The sequence below is a fragment of the Thermoflexibacter ruber genome (assembly GCF_900113045.1).
Taxonomy (GTDB): Bacteria; Bacteroidota; Bacteroidia; order Cytophagales; family Thermoflexibacteraceae; genus Thermoflexibacter; species Thermoflexibacter ruber.
Genome location: NZ_FONY01000006.1, coordinates 148,454 through 168,497, shown reverse-complemented (window position 1 = coordinate 168,497; position 20,044 = coordinate 148,454). Strand labels below are relative to the sequence as shown.

The window sequence follows — 20,044 nt, the reverse complement described above, 5'->3', positions numbered from 1 at the left end:
CACAAAAGTATGAAAATTGGATTATTTTTTGGCTCTTTCAACCCTATTCATATTGGACATTTGATTATTGCCAATACTATTGCTAACAGTCCTGAGGTAAACCAAGTATGGTTAGTAGTTTCCCCTCACAATCCTTTCAAAAAAAACACTTCACTTTTGCATGAGTTTGACCGCTTCGATATGGTGCGTTTGGCGATTGCTGACAATGAAAAACTTAATGTTACAGACATAGAGTTTCACCTTCCCAAACCCAGCTATACCATTGACACACTTACTTACTTGCAAGAAAAATATCCTCAGCATGAGTTCAAAATTATAGTCGGTGAGGACAATCTCAAGGGTTTTGAGAAGTGGAAAAATCACGATAAAATCTTGGAGTATTACGAAGTTTTAGTATATCCCCGTCCTTACGTTGAGCAGACCCCCTTTCACTCTCACCCCAAAGTGAAGTTTATCTCTGCTCCTTTGATAGACCTCTCAGCTACTTATATTAGAAATCTGATACGCAACCGTCAGTCTATCAAATACTTAGTGCATGAAGACGTAGAAACTCTGATTCGGGTAAAAGGTTTTTATTTGTAATCATTTTGAGTAACTTGCTAAGCTAAATATTCTTTACACTTGATTATCTACTTTATTTTCAATAGGTTTGTTTTTCAATCGTACTAAACGCATTTTTTTTACTATTTTATTATACGCATTAGAAAAATGAAAATTATTATTATCAACGGTCCCAATTTGAATCTCTTAGGAAGGAGAGAACCAGAAATCTATGGTTTGCAGACTTTTGAGGCTTATTTCGAGATTCTGCAACAAAAATTTCCCAAAGTTACCTTAGAGTACTATCAATCCAACGTAGAAGGCTTACTTATCAATAAGTTACATGAGTGCGGTTTTGGAGGCTATGACGGCATCGTCTTAAATGCAGGAGGCTACTCGCATACTTCTATTGCTATGGGAGATGCTATCAAAGCTATCAAAACCCCTGTCATTGAGGTACATATCTCTAATACTTATTCCCGAGAGGAGTTCCGTCACAAAAGCTATCTCAGCAAAAACTGTAAAGGTTTCATTTGTGGATTTGGATTAGATGGATATAGATTGGCTATTTTGCATTTCTTAGGGTAAGCAATTCTATACCATTATATGATGTTGTTTAAGAAAAATACAAAGTGATTAATTGAAAATTAAGTTATAAAACTTACTCCATTGTCCGAAAGAACTGAAACTTATCGTATCTATCTTTTGTTTAAGGGGGTAAATTTTATCTATACCCAAAACAATCTTTTACATCTGACAGGTTTCGTAAACCTTAGATGTGAGTATAAAACTAAATAAGCCAATGAAACTTTTTAATGTTTATGAACTTTTTGATATAGAGTTGGTAAAAGCACAAGGCTCTTACGTTTGGGACAGCAAGGGAAAGCGTTATTTAGACTTGTACGGCGGTCATGCTGTAATTTCCATCGGGCATACGCACCCGCACTATGTCGCCAAAATTACTGAACAGTTGAATAAAATTGCTTTTTACTCCAACTCTGTCCAAATTACTATCCAAGAAGAATTAGCCTACAAATTGGGTGAACTCTCTGGCTATCCTGACTACGAGCTTTTCCTTACTAACTCAGGGGCTGAGTCCAACGAAAATGCCTTAAAATTGGCTTCATTTTACAACAGACGCAAAAAAGTAATTGCCCTTAAAGGCTCGTTTCATGGAAGAACAGAAGGGGCAGTCGTGATTACAGATAACCCTAAAATCGTTGCTCCTATCAACGAAACGCCTAATGTGATTTTTATTCCTTTTGATGATGTAGAGGCTTTAGAAAAACACCTAAGTACAGGCGAAATTTGTGCAGTCATTGCTGAGGGCATACAAGGCGTAGGCGGGGTTTTTATGCCTTCAGTGGAGTTTTGGCAGACGGCACGCCAACTTTGCGATAAATACGATACCGTCCTGATTGCCGATGAGGTACAGTCTGGCTACGGAAGGACAGGAAAGTTTTTTGCCCACCAACACGCTGGTATCCAAGCCGATTTGATTACTACAGCCAAAGGCATGGGTAATGGATTTCCTATTGGAGGCGTACTGATAAGCCCTAAGTTTAAAGCTACTTACGGAATGTTGGGAACTACTTTTGGCGGAAATCACTTGGCTTGTGCGGCGGGAGTAGCTGTATTGGACGTAATCAAGGAAGAAAACTTAATCCAACGCGCTGAGAAAGCAGGAAACGAATGGATAGAAAAGCTGAAGAAAATAGAAGGTGTAAAAGAAGTAAGAGGAAAAGGGCTAATGATAGGCGTTGCTTTAGAGATGCCTTGCAAGGAAGTAAGAAATATCTTAGTAAAAGATTATCAAATATTTACGGGTTCTTCCTCCGACAAATATACGATTCGTTTGCTGCCTGCCCTAAACCTTGCTCAACAAGAAATGGACTTTTTTAATGAGCAGTTTACGGCTTGTTTAGAAAAAGTATTGGTAGCGGTGGAATAGGTTTACATTTTTATTTTTTATTTCGTAATTATACAAAAAATGATGTAATTACGTTTTGAAAAACAGTAGGCAAGGAATTTGCAAGTATGAGAATGAAACAGGCTTGCTTTGAATAAAAAGAAATGAATCATATACACGTACAGATATTACACATAAAGTATTACTTGGGCTTTTTAGATGTTAAACTACTTGCTATCAATCATCTAAAAAAGTTATCCTACTTTTGTCAAAAATCATTGGTATGTTTCCTTGTTTTCTTTTTTATTTGCTTTTTCCTTTCCTATAATTTGTTTGCTCAAAGACCAACTTTTGAGGAAAATACAGAAAAAACCACTCCTTTGCTTCCCGGTCTTTTCAATTTTAGCAAGCAAGACTCGACTATGCAAAATGTACGGTCTTTGAAAGCCCCTGAGTTTTTTGCAGAATCTTACCGCTTTTCTATCAAATTACTGCGTTTCAACACAGAATCAGATGAGCTATTCCCTGTTTTTTACAGGCAAGGTTTGTTTTTTCATCGCTTAAAGGATAAATATCCACTCAAATTAGGCATTACAGCTTGGAATAAACCCTCACGCACCCGCGTATTTTTTGTGACTCACCCAGATAGCATGAGAGAACAAAGACGCATTTATACGGCAGTGCGTCAAGCACAAAAAAGTAATATAGTAGGGGCGCAATTTTTAGAAAACGGGGAACACATTTTTTTTGCTAAGACCAATCCTTTACCTTTAAATATTTTTGATAAGGAAGAAATAAAGCTGTGTAAGTCTTCGCTTTACGAAGCCAGAGTAAGCCGAAGTGTGTGGTTCAGTGCTTCTCCCGTGCAGATTCCTGAAACTGAGGACTATTCTATTGCCCATCCTTCTATCTCACCAGATGGAAAATACTTATTTTTTACTTCCAATATGCCCGGTGGCTATGGAGGTACAGATATTTATGTAACTACTAAACAAGCCAATGGTACTTGGTCTGAACCCCAGAACTTGGGTAGTCAAGTGAATAGCCCTGCCGATGAGATTACCCCTTTCTATCACGAAGACGGCAATTTGTATTTTGCTTCTAACCGACAAGGAGGCATGGGGGGATTTGATATTTACGAAGCCAAGAAAATAGGCGATTTTTTTGAAAAAGTAAAAAATGTAGGTGCACCTATCAACTCCGAAGATGATGATATCTCTTTCATTATCAATGATTCCAAAAGAATAGGATACTTTGCCTCTAACCGTAGAGGGAATTTTGATATTTACAGGTCTAATACCTTGCTACTCAATATTTCTCGGAATATTACTGACGGCGGTGCAGACGTGTTTGGACAGTTCAACTTTGAACTTACAGGCAATGTATTTGATAGTATTACAGGACAGCCTATCAAAAAAGCCATTGTCAAAATTAGGGACATAGAAAATGACGACATTCGCATCGGCTTTACTGATAATAGTGGCAAGTATCGCTTTATCGTACAGAATGAAAAACGCTATCAGTTAGCTGTAACTAAGCTAAACTACCAAACTACCAAAGATTATGAGTTTTCTACCTTTGGTATCTTGCGTCCTGTCTCTGTGAGTATAGATATGCTCATGTCCCCAAACACTTACCGTTTTAGGCTCAATATAGAAGTAATAGAAAAAGATACAATTTCAGAAATTATAAAAAAACCTATCCCAGATGCAAGGTTGCTTTTAGAAGAAACAGGTTCGAAGGAGGTGAAAGAAGTCTATGCTGACTTGCAAGGAAAATATACCTTTGATTTACAACAAGATAAAAGTTATAAACTGACTGTTTTCAAAGAAGGCTTTGACATTAGCTTGCCTTATCGTATTTATACAGTCCGCAAGAATTCTGCTCAAACCCTCGACTTGCAAATACCTTTGACCAAGACAATACAAAATAAACGCCGAGCAGTTATCAGAGCGATAGTTACCGATACAGAAGATGGCAGAGCTTTGATAGGGGCTACCGTAGGTTTGAGAAATAAAAATACAGGACAAACTTACGAAGGACAGACTGATGACAATGGAGTAGCCATTTTTGTAGTAGATACACTCTATAACTATCAGCTTTGGGCAGTCAAAGAAAAATACCAAGCCAATGACTACATAGATGTAAGCATGATAGGCATAGAGTCAGGGAGAGTAGTAGAGGCAATTCTGCCGATGCGAGCAGTCAATTACAAGCCTGTGCCTTTGACATTTACCTTGCCTTCTATTTATTATCCTGCGGGAAAAATTACTTTTAATGAAGAAGTACAAACCCAATTGGACGCAGTGGCTAAAATTTTAAAAGAGCATGAAGGTTTGAAAGTTAGCATATTTTCTCATACAGACAATACCGACAAACCCAAAGCCAATGAGGAACTTTCTCGCCAGCGTGCCAATGCTGCTGTAAGTTATTTGTTAAAAAAAGGTATAGATAGAAAACGTTTCATTGCTATTTATTCTTTGGGAGCAACCAAAATGAAAAATGATTGCTATAAAATCCAATGCACAGAAGCTCAACACGCTGAGAACAGAAGGATTGATTTTGCGATTGTGGAAAGATAAATGCAATGTTAGCTTTGTCTATCTCCTTCTAAATATAAATAGGACTTATGTTTTTCATGTGTTTTTATGTGAAAAACAGCTTTCTGCTCTCTTTCATGTATTATCATGTAAAAGACAAAAGTCCTAATAAAATAAAAATTGCCTTCATTAGAAAGTCTGCATAAAATTTATTTTCTTTACTCAGAATTACATTTTTAAGTCAAATTTTTTATGAAACTTTTTCTCATTGGGGTAGGCGGAACGGGAATGAGGTGTTTAGAGGCTTTTACTCATCTTGCCGCTTGCGGACTATTTGATGGGCAAGAAATAGATATTTTGTCCTTAGATACAGATACAAACAACGGAAATAAAAGCCAATCTGAACAACTCATAGATACCTATATCCGTATCAAAAAAGATAGTACAGGCAAGCAAGTAGCCTTAAGAGATTCTTTTTTCTCTGCTAATATTCACCTTTTTCGCTTTTCGCCCGAGTACTCAGGAACAAACCGTACCTTTCGCTTAGTCAGTAAGTTAGGGCAAAGTACAGACAGACATGTAAACAAAAATAATGAAGACTTAATGAGTTTGTTGTTTGACAAAGAGGTACAAGAGTTTGACCTTTCTCATGGATACAGAGCGCAAACACATGTAGGTTCTTACTTGATGTATCATGCTATTTTAGAGGAAGTTACTAAAATAAAAAATGGGGAAAAAAGTGCCAAACCCGATGATATTACTGCCTTTTTAAAGCGACTTTCTGATGCTGGACTGAGTGGGCAACAAGTCAGGGTATTCATCATGGGTTCTATTTTTGGAGGTACAGGGGCTTCATCTATTCCTGTGATTCCCAGAGCCTTGAAAGATGCCTTAAAAATTTGGGACAGCACAGCCAATATAGCAGAGGAGTTGCTTTTTGGTACGACCCTGCTCACCAACTATTTTACCTTCAATAAGCCTACTAACCAGCAACTTGCTCAAGAAAAAGTCATTGCAGATGCTGATAAGTTTTCCCTCAATTCCCAAGCCGCTCTGATGTTTTATGAGGCAGACAGCACTATTCGCAATATTTATCAAAGAATGTATCATGTGGGCTGGTCTTCGAGACTGCTCAACTACGATGAGGGAAAAACTGGAAAAAGTACCACTACGGGTGGAGCAGAGCAGAAAAATGTGGCTCATGTAGTAGAGCTAATGTGTGCCAGTGCTGCTTATGATTTTTTTAAAGACAGCAGTATAAAAAAAGGAGAACATAAAATCCTATACAAAACTATAGTCAATGACAATGAGCGATTTGACTTCACCTTTGCTGACTTTGTAGGGCAGGAAGAGCAGTACAAGCTCATGGACAAGTGGACTGCTTTTTATGCTTTGAGTTTTATGGTACAAAATCACCAAGACGGCGATATTAAAAACTTCGTCAGTGCTTTGTCAAGCAAATACAACATCGCTGACTACAAAGACCTTACTGAAGAAGAAGCCAAATTTATCAATAACTTCTTGAAAATGTTTGCTTTCTCTTATGCCAATGGTCATATCCAAGACGGTTGGCTTAGGCAGGTACAAAAAAGTTCTACTGACGAGCATTTCTTGTTTAGCGTCAATAGCTTTCAAACAGATGCTAATGGCTTAAAAAAGTATAATTGGGGACAGCTATTAGATGCCAAAGAATATCAATTTGAGGGGGACGGTGGCTGGCTCAGTAGTCCTAAGCCTTATGATACTTTTTTGAAAAAATTTAGAGAAGACCCAAACCTAAAACCTGCCTCTGATTTCGAATCTGCTAAAATAGGGGAACGACTACTTTATCATATTTATCAGACTTTCAAAGCATTACATAAAATTAGAAAATAGGAAAGTAAAAAATTTTAAACTATGAAAAATCAAATTACATTGCCGTACTGGCTTTGTGTTGCTTGTGCAATGTGGTGTTTTGGTACCACTTCTCTTTTAGCGCAAGATGCCCAAAATAGCAAAGCCGACTCTACTAAGAAAGAAAAAAAAGCAACAAAAGAACTTCCTCTCGAACCTGAACGCAAAATCTCTTTCAATACCAAAGAAGGTACTTGGATTTCCTTAGATGTCAGTCCTGACGGAAAAAATATCGTTTTTGATATGATGGGAGATATTTATACCATGCCTATCAGTGGAGGGAAAGCTACCCCTATCACCAAAGGTTTGGCTTATGATACTCACCCGCGCTACAGCCCCGACGGGAAGAAAATTTTGTTTACTTCTGATAAAAGTGGGGCGGAAAATATCTGGTGGATTGATTTAGAGAAAAAAGATACCCTACAAATCACCAAAGACCGCGACCAAAACCATACCTCTGCTGCTTGGACACCTGACGGAGAGTACATTATTGCGGCAAGAGGAAGAAGAACAGTGCAACTGTGGATGTTCCACAAAGATGGCGGTGGAGGCATCCACTTGGTGGACAAACCAGAAAATATGCGTGCTTATGACCCTGCCGTAAGTGCTGATGGACGCTATGTATATTATTCTCGCCGCTTTGGAGCTTGGAACTACAATGCCCAACTTCCTCAGTACCAAATAGGAGTGTATGACCGCGAAACAGGGAAAAACCAAGTCATTACCTCTCGCTATGGCTCTGCTTTTACCCCTGTGCTTTCCAAAGATGGCAAATGGTTAGTGTATGGAACGCGCTACGAAGACAAAACGGGACTGATTATTAGAAACTTACAAAATGGAGATGAAAAATGGCTGGCTTACCCCGTTCAGCGTGATGAGCAAGAATCTATTGCTTTGATGGGCGTACTGCCTGGTATGGCTTTTACTCCTGACAGCAAATTTTTGATTACCTCTTATGGTGGGAAAATATATAAAATCAGCATTGATGGCTCTTCCTCAGTAGAAATTCCTTTGGACGTAGATATAGAGTTGGAAATGGGACCTCGCTTAGAGTTCAAATATCCTATCAAAGATGAAAAAGAACTTTTAGCTACACAAATACGCGATGCTGTGCCTTCTCCTGACGGTAAAAAATTAGCTTTTACCGCACTCAATCGCCTCTATGTCATGGACTTCCCCAATGGAAAACCACAAAGATTGACCAATTTTAACTTTACAGAAGCTCAACCTACTTGGTCGCCCGATGGAAACTTCATTGCTTTTACTACTTGGGCAGAAGACGGAGGACATATTTATAAGGTAAGTGCCAATGGTAAAACTGCTCCTCAAAAACTCACCAATACCCCTGCGGTTTATACAGAGTTGGCTTGGTCTTACAAAAGCAATCGCATTGCTTTTATGCGTGGAAGCAATCAGGTTTACAAAGATGCTGTCGACCCTTTCCAACCTAATACAGCAGAGGATATTTGCTGGATTGCGGATAATGGAGGAGCGGTAAATGTCATTACTAAGGCTTATGGTCGTTCCAATCCCCATTTTACTAAAAATGACGACAGAGTTTATCTTAATTCTTTTGAGGAAGGTTTGATTTCTATGCGCTGGGACGGCACAGATGAAAAATCTCACGTTAAAATTACAGGCATTACTACCTTTGGAACTGTGCATTTTGACAAAGCCTATTTGTGTATGTTGCCTGAAAATTTCCAAGAAATGGAGATGAATCGCCCAAGTGTAGCTTCCCAAATAGAGATTGCCCCAGAAGGCGACAAAGCCCTCGCTCAAATCAACAATGAGATTTACACTGTTACTATTCCTAAAGCAGGAAAAACACCAAGTATTTCTGTAGCAGACCCGACCAATGCCTCTTTCCCTGCTCGCAAACTCACAGAGTTAGGAGGCGAGTTTCCTGCATGGTCTGGAGATGGCAAAAAAGTGCATTGGTCGTTAGGAGCATCTCATTTTGTCTATGATTTGGACAAGGCAAAAACCTTTGAAGACAGTGTCAAATTGGCACAAAAAGAAGAAGCCGAGAGAAAAAGATTAGCTGCCAAAGACACTACACAAAAGGACAACAAAACCACAGAAGATAAAACTAAAAAAGACGAAAAGAAAAGCACCAAATACGAGGCTAAAGAATACGAAATCAAAGTAAACTTTGCCAAAGACATTCCCCAAGGCATTGCGCTGCTAAAAGGAGCAAGAATTATTACCATGAAAGGCAAAGAAATCATAGAAAATGGAGATATTCTGATAGAAAACAACCGCATCAAGGCAGTGGGAGCAAGTGGCACTCTGAGCATACCTGCTAATGCTCAAGTCATAGAGGTAACAGGAAAAACCATTATCCCTGGATTTGTAGATACTCATGCCCACATGTGGCCTTATTGGGGCTTGCATAAAAACCATGTTTGGATGTACGCCGCAAATTTGGCGTATGGGGTAACTACTACCCGCGACCCGCAAACGGCGACTACTGATGTATTGACTTATGCCGACATGGTAGAAGCAGGTGCTATCCCTGGTCCTCGCATCTATTCTACAGGACCTGGGGTAGGTTTTTGGGCGTATAACCTGAAAGATTTAGACCAAACCAGAAAAATTCTGAAACAGTATAGTAAATATTACAATACCAAAACCATCAAAATGTACCTCACGGGCAATCGCCAACAACGCCAATGGATTATCATGGCGGCTAAGGAACAGAATCTAATGCCCACTACCGAAGGAGGCTTAGATTTCAAGCTCAACATGACCCAACTCCTTGACGGCTATCCTGGGCACGAACACGCTCTGCCGATTTACCCTATTTACAAAGACGTATATCAATCCATTGCTGATTCAAAAATGTGCGTAACTCCTACTTTATTAGTGGCTTATGGAGGTCCTTGGGCTGAAAACTATTATTATGCTACTGAAAGTCCTTACAAAGATGCCAAGCTCCAATATTTTACACCTTATGAGGAGTTAGCTGCAAAATCTCGAAGACGTGGCTCTTGGTTTATGCCCGAAGAACACGTATTTGTCAAACACGCTCAATCTATGAAAAATTTAGTAGAAAGTGGAGGACTTGCAGGCATAGGAAGTCATGGGCAGCTGCAAGGTTTAGGCTATCATTGGGAACTTTGGTCAGTCCAATCAGGAGGCATGAGCAACCACGATGCCCTCAGAGTAGCGACTATCTTAGGGGCTACGGCTATTGGCTTAGACAGAGATTTGGGCTCTATCGAGGTGGGGAAATTGGCTGATTTAGTGATTTTGGACAAAAATCCTTTAGAAAATATTAGAAATTCCAATACACTAAAATATGTGATGAAGAATGGACGCTTGTACGATGCAGGTAATCTGAACGAGGTTTTCCCAAGAAAGAAAAAAGCAGACAAATTTGAGTGGCAAATCAACAAACCTGAAAATGTAACAGGGATAAAGGATTAGAAGACTATCAAATGCGAATAATTTATCGAACTTTTCGCTTAAATTTGTATTTGGTAAATTTTTCCATCTTCTTTATTACTCATGCGGATTAGTTCACAGACCGTTCAAAAAATCAAAGATAGTGCTGACATTGTGGAGGTGGTGCAAGACTTCCTTTCCTTAAAAAAGAAAGGGCAAAACTATTGGGCTTGCTGTCCTTTTCACAATGAAAAATCGCCTTCTTTCTCTGTTGCTCCCGCCAAAGGCATTTACAAGTGCTTTGGTTGTGGGGCGGCAGGGGACTCGGTCAAGTTTGTCATGGACATAGAGGGACTGAGCTATCCCGAAGCCTTAAAGTATTTGGCAAGTAAGTACAATATTGAAATAGAAGAAGATAAAAGTACCAATACAGATGATTACAAAGCATGGCAAAGTCTTAGAGAAAGTATTTTGATAGTCATGCAGTTTGCTCAAAGGCATTACCAGAAACTACTTCAACATGACCAAGAAGGTTTGTCATTGGGCATGAGTTATTTCAGAGAAAGAGGCTTTACCCCACAAACTATTGAAAAGTTTGGCTTAGGATACAGCAAAGACGATTGGCATGATTTAGAGCAAAGTGCGACAAAGGAAGGATTTACACAAGAAATTTTAGAAAAAGCTGGCTTACTCATCAAAAAAGAAGAAAACGGCAAAGTCAATCAGTACGACCGATTTCGTGGGCGAGTAATGTTTCCTGTGTATGATTTAGCAGGAAAAGTCATTGCTTTTGGAGCGCGGATTCTAAAAAAAGATGATAAACAGCCTAAGTACCTCAACTCTCCTGAAAATGAGGTATATAAAAAAAGTGAAGTTTTGTATGGTATTTTCCAAGCCAAAAATGAAATCCGAAACCAGGACAACTGCTACCTCTGCGAAGGCTATACCGATGTGATTTCCCTACACCAAGCTGGCATTACCAATGTGGTGGCTTCTTCGGGGACTTCGCTCACCGAAGGGCAAATCAGACTTATCAAGCGTTTTACTGACAATATTACTGTGCTTTACGATGGGGACAATGCAGGAATTAAAGCCTCTTTGCGCGGCATTGATTTGATTTTAGAGCAGGGCTTGAATGTGCGAGCAGTGGTTTTTCCCGATGGAGAAGACCCTGATAGCTACGTGCAGAAAGTAGGTAGCATGGCTTTCAAAGATTTTTTAAAAGAAAATGCCAAAGATTTTATCACTTTTAAGGCTGAGATGCTCTTGGGGGAAGTAAAAACAGACCCTATACGCAAAGCGGGAGCTATCAGAGAAATTACTAACAGCATTAGCAAAATCCCTGATAGCATCAAAAGGGAAGTGTATGCCAAGCAATGCGCTGAACTTTTTGATATAGAGGCACATACGCTTTTAGTGGAAATTGATAAAATCCTGATTCAAAAGGGCTTGCAAGAAGAAAAACGCAAGCAAGAAGAGCAGAAAAGAAATGAAGCAAAGCAAAAGCAACAAAGCGCAGATTTACCTCCCTTTTTAGACGATATTCCTCTGCCTACGGAAGAGTACTATACACCTTCGCAAGAAATTTATTATGAGGAAGATATTGCTTTATTCCAGCGAAAAGACAACAAAGTTTTGCGTACCATTGCGGTACATGAAAGAGAGTGTGTGCGCTTACTGCTCAAATATGGCAACTATCAAGTAGATTCTGAAACAAAACTCTGGCAATACTTACTCAGCGAGATTGAGGAGTTGCAATTTCATACTCCTGTTTACTTCAAAATACTAACCATGTACAAAGAAGCGATCGGTCAAGGCATTGAGGCAGATGATAGTTACATGATACGTTTTGGCACGCCTGAGGTAGTAGAAACTGTCGTAAATGTTACCACAGAAAAATACCAAGCCAGCGAAAATTGGGAACTCATGCACGAGATTTTTATTCCTCACGAAAGCGATGCCGAGCGACTGCCCAATACAGTGTATGAGTACGTAATCAGGCACAAATATAAGTTCATTATCAAGCTATTAAAAGAAATAGAAGAAGAACTCCACACCGCTGAGGAGGAGGCAATGCAAATGCTCTTGGATAGATATTTTCACCTCAACGAAGTAAAAAAAACAATGCTGGCAGACTTAGGGACGGTGATTTTGCCTGAGTAAAAGCCGATTTAGACCAATTTGTTTATCAAAATAGTCTGCTTGTTTTTTATGCTGACCAAGTAATTATTCACCAAAAAAAAGGTTTCTTCTAATTGATTCCCTGCATTTTCTTGGAGCAACTCATGGAATAAGGTTTCTCCTTTTTTATTCATTGAAAGAAGAAAATTGCTTTTTCCTTCCCAATAAGAGAGTAGGATATATTCATTCCACTCCAAATAATCTATTTTATGAGCGACTTCTATACCTAATTTATATTTCAAAAACTGCGCAATGGTTTTAAAATACTCTGTGCCTTCTGTGTATTGAGAAGGAAAAGTGAGTGAATTGGCTACTTGTTCGTAATTGCCTCCCAAATTTTCTAACTCCTTTTTATTCAGTTCGTTCCCTGATTTTATATCTAATAGTAGTAACTCTTTCCCTTGTTTTTTCAAAGGAGAAACCAGCACTCCTTGCGCTTCTACTTTTTCTAAATAAACATCTTTTTTCTCCCAAAGTAAACTCTGCTCGAGGGCATCTGCGACAACCAAACCCGTAGGCTCAGGATATTCCCTCCCTTCAAAAAGATGGAAAAATAGTTTTCCAGCATAAAAAGCCGTTAAACCTACCCACCAATTTTCTTCTAAACCCAATCCATTGAAAAGTAATTGATTTTTTTTGTAATCGATGACCGCAAAACTTGCTTCTTTAGTTTCAGCATGGCGGATTTCCACCGCAAGCAAAGGTAGGACTCTATCAGGTAAAACTTTAAAAATCAGCCCCTCAAATCTATGTTCCCAATATTTTATTAAATGACTTTTCTGGTTTTCTATCACGCTATTTGTAGTTTATCTTAAAAATTATAAATTTTATAAATTTTGAATTACATTTGAACAAAAATGAGATTTCAATATTTTAAAACTATCTGGTAATATGAAGAAACTTTTATTACTTTTTTTATCCTTGCTAATTTTTAACATAGGTAAGGCACAAAATAGTGCTGTCAATATCATTCCCCAGCCTGTAGAGATACGGCAACTAAGTGGCAGTTTCCAACTTAAAAACGGGCAAAGCATCAGTTTCAACAAAGCAGAAGCACGCTCAGTGGCAGAAATGCTTGCTCAAAGACTCAATGTGCCTACAGGTTTTAGCCTAAAAGCCCAACAAGGCAATGCTGGAGCGATACAACTCATTATCAATGAGAATGATGATGTAAAAATAGGAAAGGAAGGTTACATACTAAATGTTTCCCCACAAAAAATTACAATTTCTGCCAACGCTTTCGCAGGTTTGTTTTATGGTATGCAAACACTCTTACAACTTTTTCCCAAAGAAATAGAAAGCAAAAAAGCAACAAAAGCCAACTGGAGCGTCCCCGCAATCAAGATTACAGACTATCCGCGCTTTGTATGGCGAGGTATCATGCTTGATGTAAGCCGTCATTTTTTTACAAAAAACGAAGTAAAAGACTACATAGACCAAATCGCCAAGTACAAATACAATACCTTGCACTGGCACTTGACCGATGACAATGGCTGGCGTATAGAAATCAAGTCTTTACCTAAATTAACCCAAATAGGAGCATGGAGAGTAGCACGCACAGGGCATTTTGGCGACAGAGAAGAACCCAAAGAAGGCGAACCTACTCCTTATGGAGGTTTTTATACGCATGAGGACATCAAAGAAGTAGTACAGTATGCTCAAGAGCGAAATGTTAGTATTTTACCTGAAATAGATGTGCCAGGACATAGCATGGCGGCTTTGGCGGCTTATCCTGAGCTAAGTTGTACCAAACAAAAAGTTCATGTAAACCCGGGAACAGCTTTTTCTGAATGGTACGGGAATGGAACTTTTAAAATGTTAGTAGAAAATACCTTAAACCCCTCTGATGAAAAAGTATATGAATTTTTGGACAAAGTTTTTACCGAAGTAGCCCAACTTTTCCCTAATCCCTATATCCACGTGGGAGGCGATGAGTGCTACAAAGGTTATTGGGCGCAAGATGCGGGCTGTCAAGCATTGATGAAAAAGCTAAATATCAGACATGTAGAGGATTTGCAAGGCTATTTTATGGGTAGGGTAGAAAAAATCTTGGAAGCAAAAGGGAAAAAATTAATAGGTTGGGACGAAATCTTAGAAGGAGGCATCTCCCCAAAAGCGACCGTCATGAGTTGGAGAGGAGTCAAAGGAGGCATAGAAGCGGCTCATTTAGGGCATGATGTGGTGATGACCCCCACTACGTTTGCTTATTTGGACTATATGCAAGGCGAGCCTACTATAGAACCACCTATTTATGCTTACTTACGTACTAAAAAATCGTATAGTTTTGAGCCTGTGCCAGATGGGGTAGATGCCAAATATATTTTAGGAGGACAAGGCAATCTTTGGACGGAGCAGATTCCTACTCTTCGCCATGCCTACTATATGACCTTCCCAAGAGCATGGGCATTAGCAGAGGTATATTGGTCACCCAAAGAAGTAAAAAATTGGGATAATTTTGCCAAACGCATGGAAGCACATTTTCAAAGAAATGACATATCCGAAATCAATTACTCTAAAGCTGTATATGATGCCATAATACGTACCTCGAGAAAAAATGGAAAATTAATTATAGAAATGGAAAGTGAAATTGCAGGTTTAGACATTTATTATACCATAGATGACACCATGCCTGACCAGTTTTCCACAAAACATGATGGCAAACCGCTTGAACTTCCTGAAGGGAATATTACGCTTAGGGTAGTTACTTATCGCAATGGAAAACCTATAGGGCATCTAATTGCCTTGAAAAGAACAGATTTAGAAAGAAGGATAGGAAGATAAATAGACAAAAAAACAGCTATTACTTCTTTTTTGGGGGAGCAGTAGCTGTTTTATCTTACTTACAGTACAAATCTATGGCTTCTTTTGCTTCCATGTAGCCCAAATCTAAGGCTTTTTGCAGATGTTGGCAATTTTCTGTACTTACGGATTGATTCAAAGAAATTTGGGCAGAAGCCAAACCAAAATATGCTCTGGCAAACTTGCTATCGAGCTGTAAACACACCTCAAAGTCAGCAATAGCCTCTTTTTTGCGGTTCAAACTCATCAGTGCCACAGCCCGATTAAAGTAAATGTCTACTACATTTTTCTCTAAAGTTAATGCTTGCCCATAATCCTCTATAGCTTCCAAAAGCAATTTAAGTTCTCTTTGGGCATTGGCACGATTGTAAAAATACTTGTAATTCTGATTGTTAATCTTAATCGCTTTATTAAAGTAAGATATGGATTGCTCAAAATTTTTCATTTCATAATATGCTATCCCCAGCATATTCCAAGCATCTGCATTATTTTCATCTTGCTTAGTAATCTCCTCCAAAATAGGCACTGCCATGCTAAAATTTCCTTCGCTGAATAATTGCTTTGCCTTTGAAAGTTCCTGCTCTGTGCTTTTCTGACAGTTTAAGAATAATGCTAAAATGAGTATAATATAACAAATAGGTTTGATTTTGTGCATTTAATCTATGTATTAAGTTACATGTAGATTTTTATAAAAATTAAGCAATTTTTTACCAGACAAATCTCATTACTTTTTATCTCCAAGCAAGCGTCTGAGCCTTTCCAACTCTGCTAAGGCTTCTTCTTTTGCTCTACGTTCTTCTTCTTTTGCTCTACGTTCTTCTTCTTTTGCCTTACGTTCCTCTTCTTTTGCCTTACGTTCCTCTTCTAACATTTTTAGAGCTTCCTCTTTAGCTTTCTCCTCAGCTATTCTCATTTTATGTTCTTGAAAAAAACGTTCTGTTTGCTCTCTGTAACTCAAAAAAGGCATACCATTAGGGTCGTAAATTTTTAGCTCTCCCTGCTCTCCTATTTCAAAAGTAATTTTTAGAATGGGGCTTTGATAACCTTGCATATTTTCTAAAATTTGTGTAAGGCGTTCTCCACTACGTATGTACCCATAAAATTCTCCATTATCAGGGTCATAGATATAGTATTCTTTTACTCCATATCGGTCGTAAAAAGCAAGTTTTCGATTCATCTCCGAAGGGGTATTACTTGGAGAAAGCACCTCAAAAACTACTTGAGGAGGCATATTATCCTCCTTCCATTGAAGGTAGGAAAGGCGTTCCCCCTTTGGTCTGCCTATGACTACCATTGTATCTGGAGCAGTACTAATCTGCGGCTGTCCCTGCACAGGATACCAAAGCAAGTCTGCCGCCACAAAAACATTAGGGTCTTGTGCAAACATAGCATCTATGCCACCGTGAATGGTAGTAATATAGCGGTATTGTAATGTATTTTCTGCCATACGTTTACCGTCAGAAGAAGGATAAATAATTTCGTCTGTAATTGGGTCTGTCTTTATTATCATAAGTCCCTAATTTTTTAGCAAATATACTTAATTTTTTACGAGAAATAGAAAGATAAGACTAAAAGTTTTATTAGTAAGGATAGTTATTTGTAGTATTTTTGAACAACAGAACAAATTTTTGCAATCGTTTTCTAAACTTTACTTTAAAACAATTAATTTTGAATTATAAGAAGATTTGTGATTAGAAAAACGCTTTGATTAACTCTATTCTATACCTCCAATTATTAGCAAGTGTTTAGTTATTCTAAAATATATTGAAAATGAAAAAATTACTTCCTTTTATTACTTGTTTTTCGCTCCTTTATGCTTGTGGAGAAAAACAAACGACAGTGGACTATGCCCAACTCTCCGACGCAGACAAGCGACACGCAGACTATGCTTTGGCAGGTTTAGAAACCAAAGAAGGTTTACTTACTCAGCTTTTTGCAGCAGAACCCAAACTGGTGAATCCGACTAACATAGATGTAGATGCTAAGGGGAGGGTCTGGGTTTGCGAAGGTTATAACTATCGCATGCACCTCAATCCAAATAATCCCCAAAATGATGAAGGAGATAGAATTATTATTTTAGAAGATAAGAACGGCGATGGTGTTGCTGATGAAACTAAGGTTTTTTATCAAGGAACAGATGTAAATTCTGCGTTAGGAATTTGTGTTTTAGGCCATAAAGTCATTGTTTCTTGCAGTCCTAACATTTTTGTGCTGACAGATACTGACGGCGATGACAAAGCAGATAGCAAAGAAATTTTATTTAAAACCAGAGGCGGTTTCCAACACGACCATGCCGTTCATGCTGTTACATTTGGACATGACGGGAAATTATATTTCAACTTTGGCAATGATGGGAAAGCACTCTTAGACAAAGACAGCGTAGTTATCAGCGACCAATTTGGCAGACCTATCATTGCTGATGGCAAACTTTACCAGGAAGGTATGGTATTCCGTTGCGACTTAGACGGTAAAAATGTAGAAGTTTTAGGGTACAATTTCCGCAACAACTATGAGGTAGCTATGGACTCCTACGGTACACTTTGGCAGTCTGACAATGATGATGACGGGAATAAAGGCGTGAGAATCAACTATGTCATGGAATATGGCAACTTTGGATTCAAAGACCAAATGACAGGAGCGAGTTGGCAAGCCCGCAGAACCAACATAGAAAAGGAAATCCCGCTTAGACATTGGCATTTGAACGACCCTGGCGTAGTACCAAACCTTTTACAAACAGGAGCAGGTTCTCCCACTGGCTTGTTGGTGTATGAAGGAAACTTACTTCCACAAGAGTTTCATAATCAAGTAATTCATTGCGATGCAGGTCCTAATGTAGTTCGTGCTTATCCTGTTACTAACGACGGGGCAGGTTACAAAGCAACTATGGTCAATCTTTTGCAAGGCACAAAAGACCAATGGTTTAGACCTGCTGACGTATGCGTAGCTCCTGATGGCTCGTTGATAGTAGCTGACTGGTACGACCCGGGAGTAGGTGGACATCAAGTCGGCGATTTGGACAGGGGAAGGCTTTACAGAATTACTGTGCCTGAAAAGAAAAAATACGAAGTCCCCACTTTTGACCTTTCTACTCCTGAAAAAGCCATAGAAGCCTTAAAAAGCCCCAATATGGCTACTCGTTATTTGGCATGGACAAAACTTAACGAATGGCAGGAGCAGGCAGAACCTGTTTTAGCAAATATGTGGAAAAATGACCCCAATCCACGCATGAAAGCACGTGCTTTATGGTTGCTTTCAAAAATCAAAGGCAAAGGAGAAAACTATATCAACGAAGCTTTGAAAAGTGAAAATGCAGATTTGAGAATTACTGCTATCCGCTCAGGCAGAGAAATAAAAATGAACTTATTACCTGCCTACCAAACTTTGGTGAAAGACCCTTCTGCTCAGGTAAGACGAGAGATTGCTTTAGCGTTGAGAAATAACCCAGCCCCCGAAGCCGCAGAAATCTGGGCTGAGTTAGCCACTCAGCATAACGGCGACCGTTGGTATTTGGAAGCCTTAGGAATTGGGGCTGATGAGCAGTGGGATAGCTTTTTAGAAGCATATTTAAAAAGAGTAGGTGAAGATTGGAACAAAGACATTATTTGGAGAAGCAGAGCCAGAAAAACCCCACAACTCCTTGCTAAATTGATTCAAGAAAGTAAAGGAGAAGAAAAATTGCGTTATTTTAGGGCTTTTGACTTTCAAAAAGATGCCTCTAAGCAAGGCGTACTTTTAGCTTTATTTGAGGCAAAACACCCTGAACAAGGCGAAATAGATAACTTGGTTTTGAGGCATTTAGATAAAAATGTACCTCAAACTCCACAATTAAAAAGAGCCTTGTCTGCCGCTTTAACGGCGACCAAAGGTACTTTGGATTTTGTAGATTTAGTCAGTCAATTTGAAATCAAGGAGCAGTATCCTGCTCTTATGGAAATAATCTTTGCTAAATCGGATAGCATTGAAGCGGTTGAAGGGGCTAAAATATTAATGAAAAAAGGCGGGAAAGACCTTCTTGCCAAAGCCCTCAAAGACCAAGATAACCAAAAAGTCAGAAATACGCTTAATGTCTTGGGAAAATTAGATAGCGAAGATGCCAGAGAACTAATCTCCAGCGTAATGAACAATGAGGAATATGAAATGGCTATACGCACTTTGGCTTTGGAGAAGTATGGTGCAGGCTGGGGAGGACAAGAGCAACTTTGGAAATTGGTAAAAGATAGTAAGTTAAAGAAAGATTTAGCACCTACGGCAAAGCAAGTACTTACTACTGCATGGCGAGCTGACATCAAAGGGCAAGCTGTTAAGTTTTATGGAAACGAATCTACTCAGGAAACCTCCCCTATTGCAAAGTTAGTAGCTCAAAAAGGAGATGTTATCAGTGGAAAAAATATTTTTACTCAATACTGCGCCCAGTGCCACCAAGTTAAAGGTGAAGGTATAGATTTCGGTCCCAAACTTTCAGAAATTGGCTCAAAATTGCCTAAAGAAGCCCTCTATAAATCTATTTTAAAACCCAATGAGGGCATTAGTTTTGGCTACGAAGGTTTTGTATTTAAACTCAAAAATGGTACTACCTTAGTAGGAATTATTGCCAGCCAAACAGAAACAGAGGTTACTATCAAACAAGTAGGAGGGACTATTACCAAAGTACAAATAAGTGAGATAGAAAGTAAGAAAGAATATGATGGTTCTTTGATGCCTGCTTTCCAACTACCTGATAAAGAACTAATTGATTTAGTAGAGTATTTAAGTGAACTCAAAAAAGCAAGCTAAGTTTAAGCGAACTAATAAA

12 protein-coding genes are annotated in these 20,044 nt (G+C 38.8%); 9 read left to right on the top strand and 3 right to left on the bottom strand.

Annotated features, from left to right (window positions below; genetic code table 11):
- Positions 1–9: 9 nt before the first annotated feature.
- The 7 genes from nadD to dnaG all read left to right on the top strand — a co-directional run bounded on the left by nadD (position 10) and on the right by dnaG (position 12,435).
- Positions 10–582, top strand: coding sequence for a nicotinate (nicotinamide) nucleotide adenylyltransferase (gene nadD / locus BM141_RS05160; RefSeq protein ID WP_091541166.1), 573 nt, complete (start codon positions 10–12; stop codon positions 580–582).
- 126 nt (positions 583–708) lie between these two features.
- Entirely contained in the window at positions 709–1,128 is a 420-nt protein-coding gene (aroQ, locus tag BM141_RS05155) for a type II 3-dehydroquinate dehydratase (RefSeq protein WP_091541164.1), read from the top strand.
- A gap of 214 nt (positions 1,129–1,342) precedes the next feature.
- Positions 1,343–2,491 (top strand): aspartate aminotransferase family protein, encoded by a 1,149-nt coding sequence (locus BM141_RS05150; RefSeq protein ID WP_091541162.1) that lies wholly within the window; start codon positions 1,343–1,345, stop codon positions 2,489–2,491.
- 122 nt (positions 2,492–2,613) lie between these two features.
- Positions 2,614–5,031 (top strand): OmpA family protein, encoded by a 2,418-nt coding sequence (locus BM141_RS05145; protein ID WP_091541159.1) that lies wholly within the window; start codon positions 2,614–2,616, stop codon positions 5,029–5,031.
- 210 nt (positions 5,032–5,241) lie between these two features.
- Positions 5,242–6,864, top strand: coding sequence for a tubulin-like doman-containing protein (locus BM141_RS05140; protein ID WP_091541158.1), 1,623 nt, complete (start codon positions 5,242–5,244; stop codon positions 6,862–6,864).
- Positions 6,865–6,885: 21 nt separating this feature from the next.
- Entirely contained in the window at positions 6,886–10,314 is a 3,429-nt protein-coding gene (locus BM141_RS05135) for an amidohydrolase family protein (protein WP_245763987.1), read from the top strand.
- Positions 10,315–10,395: 81 nt separating this feature from the next.
- The gene (gene dnaG, locus BM141_RS05130) at positions 10,396–12,435 is read left to right on the top strand and encodes a DNA primase (protein WP_091541151.1); all 2,040 of its coding nucleotides are present in this window, start codon (positions 10,396–10,398) and stop codon (positions 12,433–12,435) included.
- An 8-nt stretch (positions 12,436–12,443) separates the two neighbouring features.
- Here dnaG and BM141_RS05125 read toward each other — a convergent pair whose 3' ends face one another.
- Positions 12,444–13,247 (bottom strand): DUF4905 domain-containing protein, encoded by an 804-nt coding sequence (locus BM141_RS05125; protein WP_091541147.1) that lies wholly within the window; start codon positions 13,245–13,247, stop codon positions 12,444–12,446.
- Positions 13,248–13,344: 97 nt separating this feature from the next.
- Here BM141_RS05125 and BM141_RS05120 point away from each other — a divergent pair, with 97 nt between their 5' ends.
- Positions 13,345–15,234, top strand: a complete 1,890-nt coding sequence (locus tag BM141_RS05120; protein ID WP_091541144.1) for a beta-N-acetylhexosaminidase — start codon at positions 13,345–13,347, stop codon at positions 15,232–15,234.
- A gap of 55 nt (positions 15,235–15,289) precedes the next feature.
- On the opposite strand, the gene BM141_RS05115 is transcribed toward BM141_RS05120, so the two are convergent.
- Positions 15,290–15,907, bottom strand: a complete 618-nt coding sequence (locus BM141_RS05115) for a tetratricopeptide repeat protein (RefSeq protein WP_091541142.1) — start codon at positions 15,905–15,907, stop codon at positions 15,290–15,292.
- 69 nt (positions 15,908–15,976) lie between these two features.
- Entirely contained in the window at positions 15,977–16,762 is a 786-nt protein-coding gene (locus tag BM141_RS05110) for a Uma2 family endonuclease (protein WP_091541139.1), read from the bottom strand.
- A 260-nt stretch (positions 16,763–17,022) separates the two neighbouring features.
- Between BM141_RS05110 and BM141_RS05105 the strand changes: the two genes are divergently transcribed.
- Complete coding sequence (locus BM141_RS05105) at positions 17,023–20,025, top strand: PVC-type heme-binding CxxCH protein (protein WP_091541136.1); 3,003 nt, start codon at positions 17,023–17,025, stop codon at positions 20,023–20,025.
- The last annotated feature ends 19 nt before the right edge of the window (positions 20,026–20,044 follow it).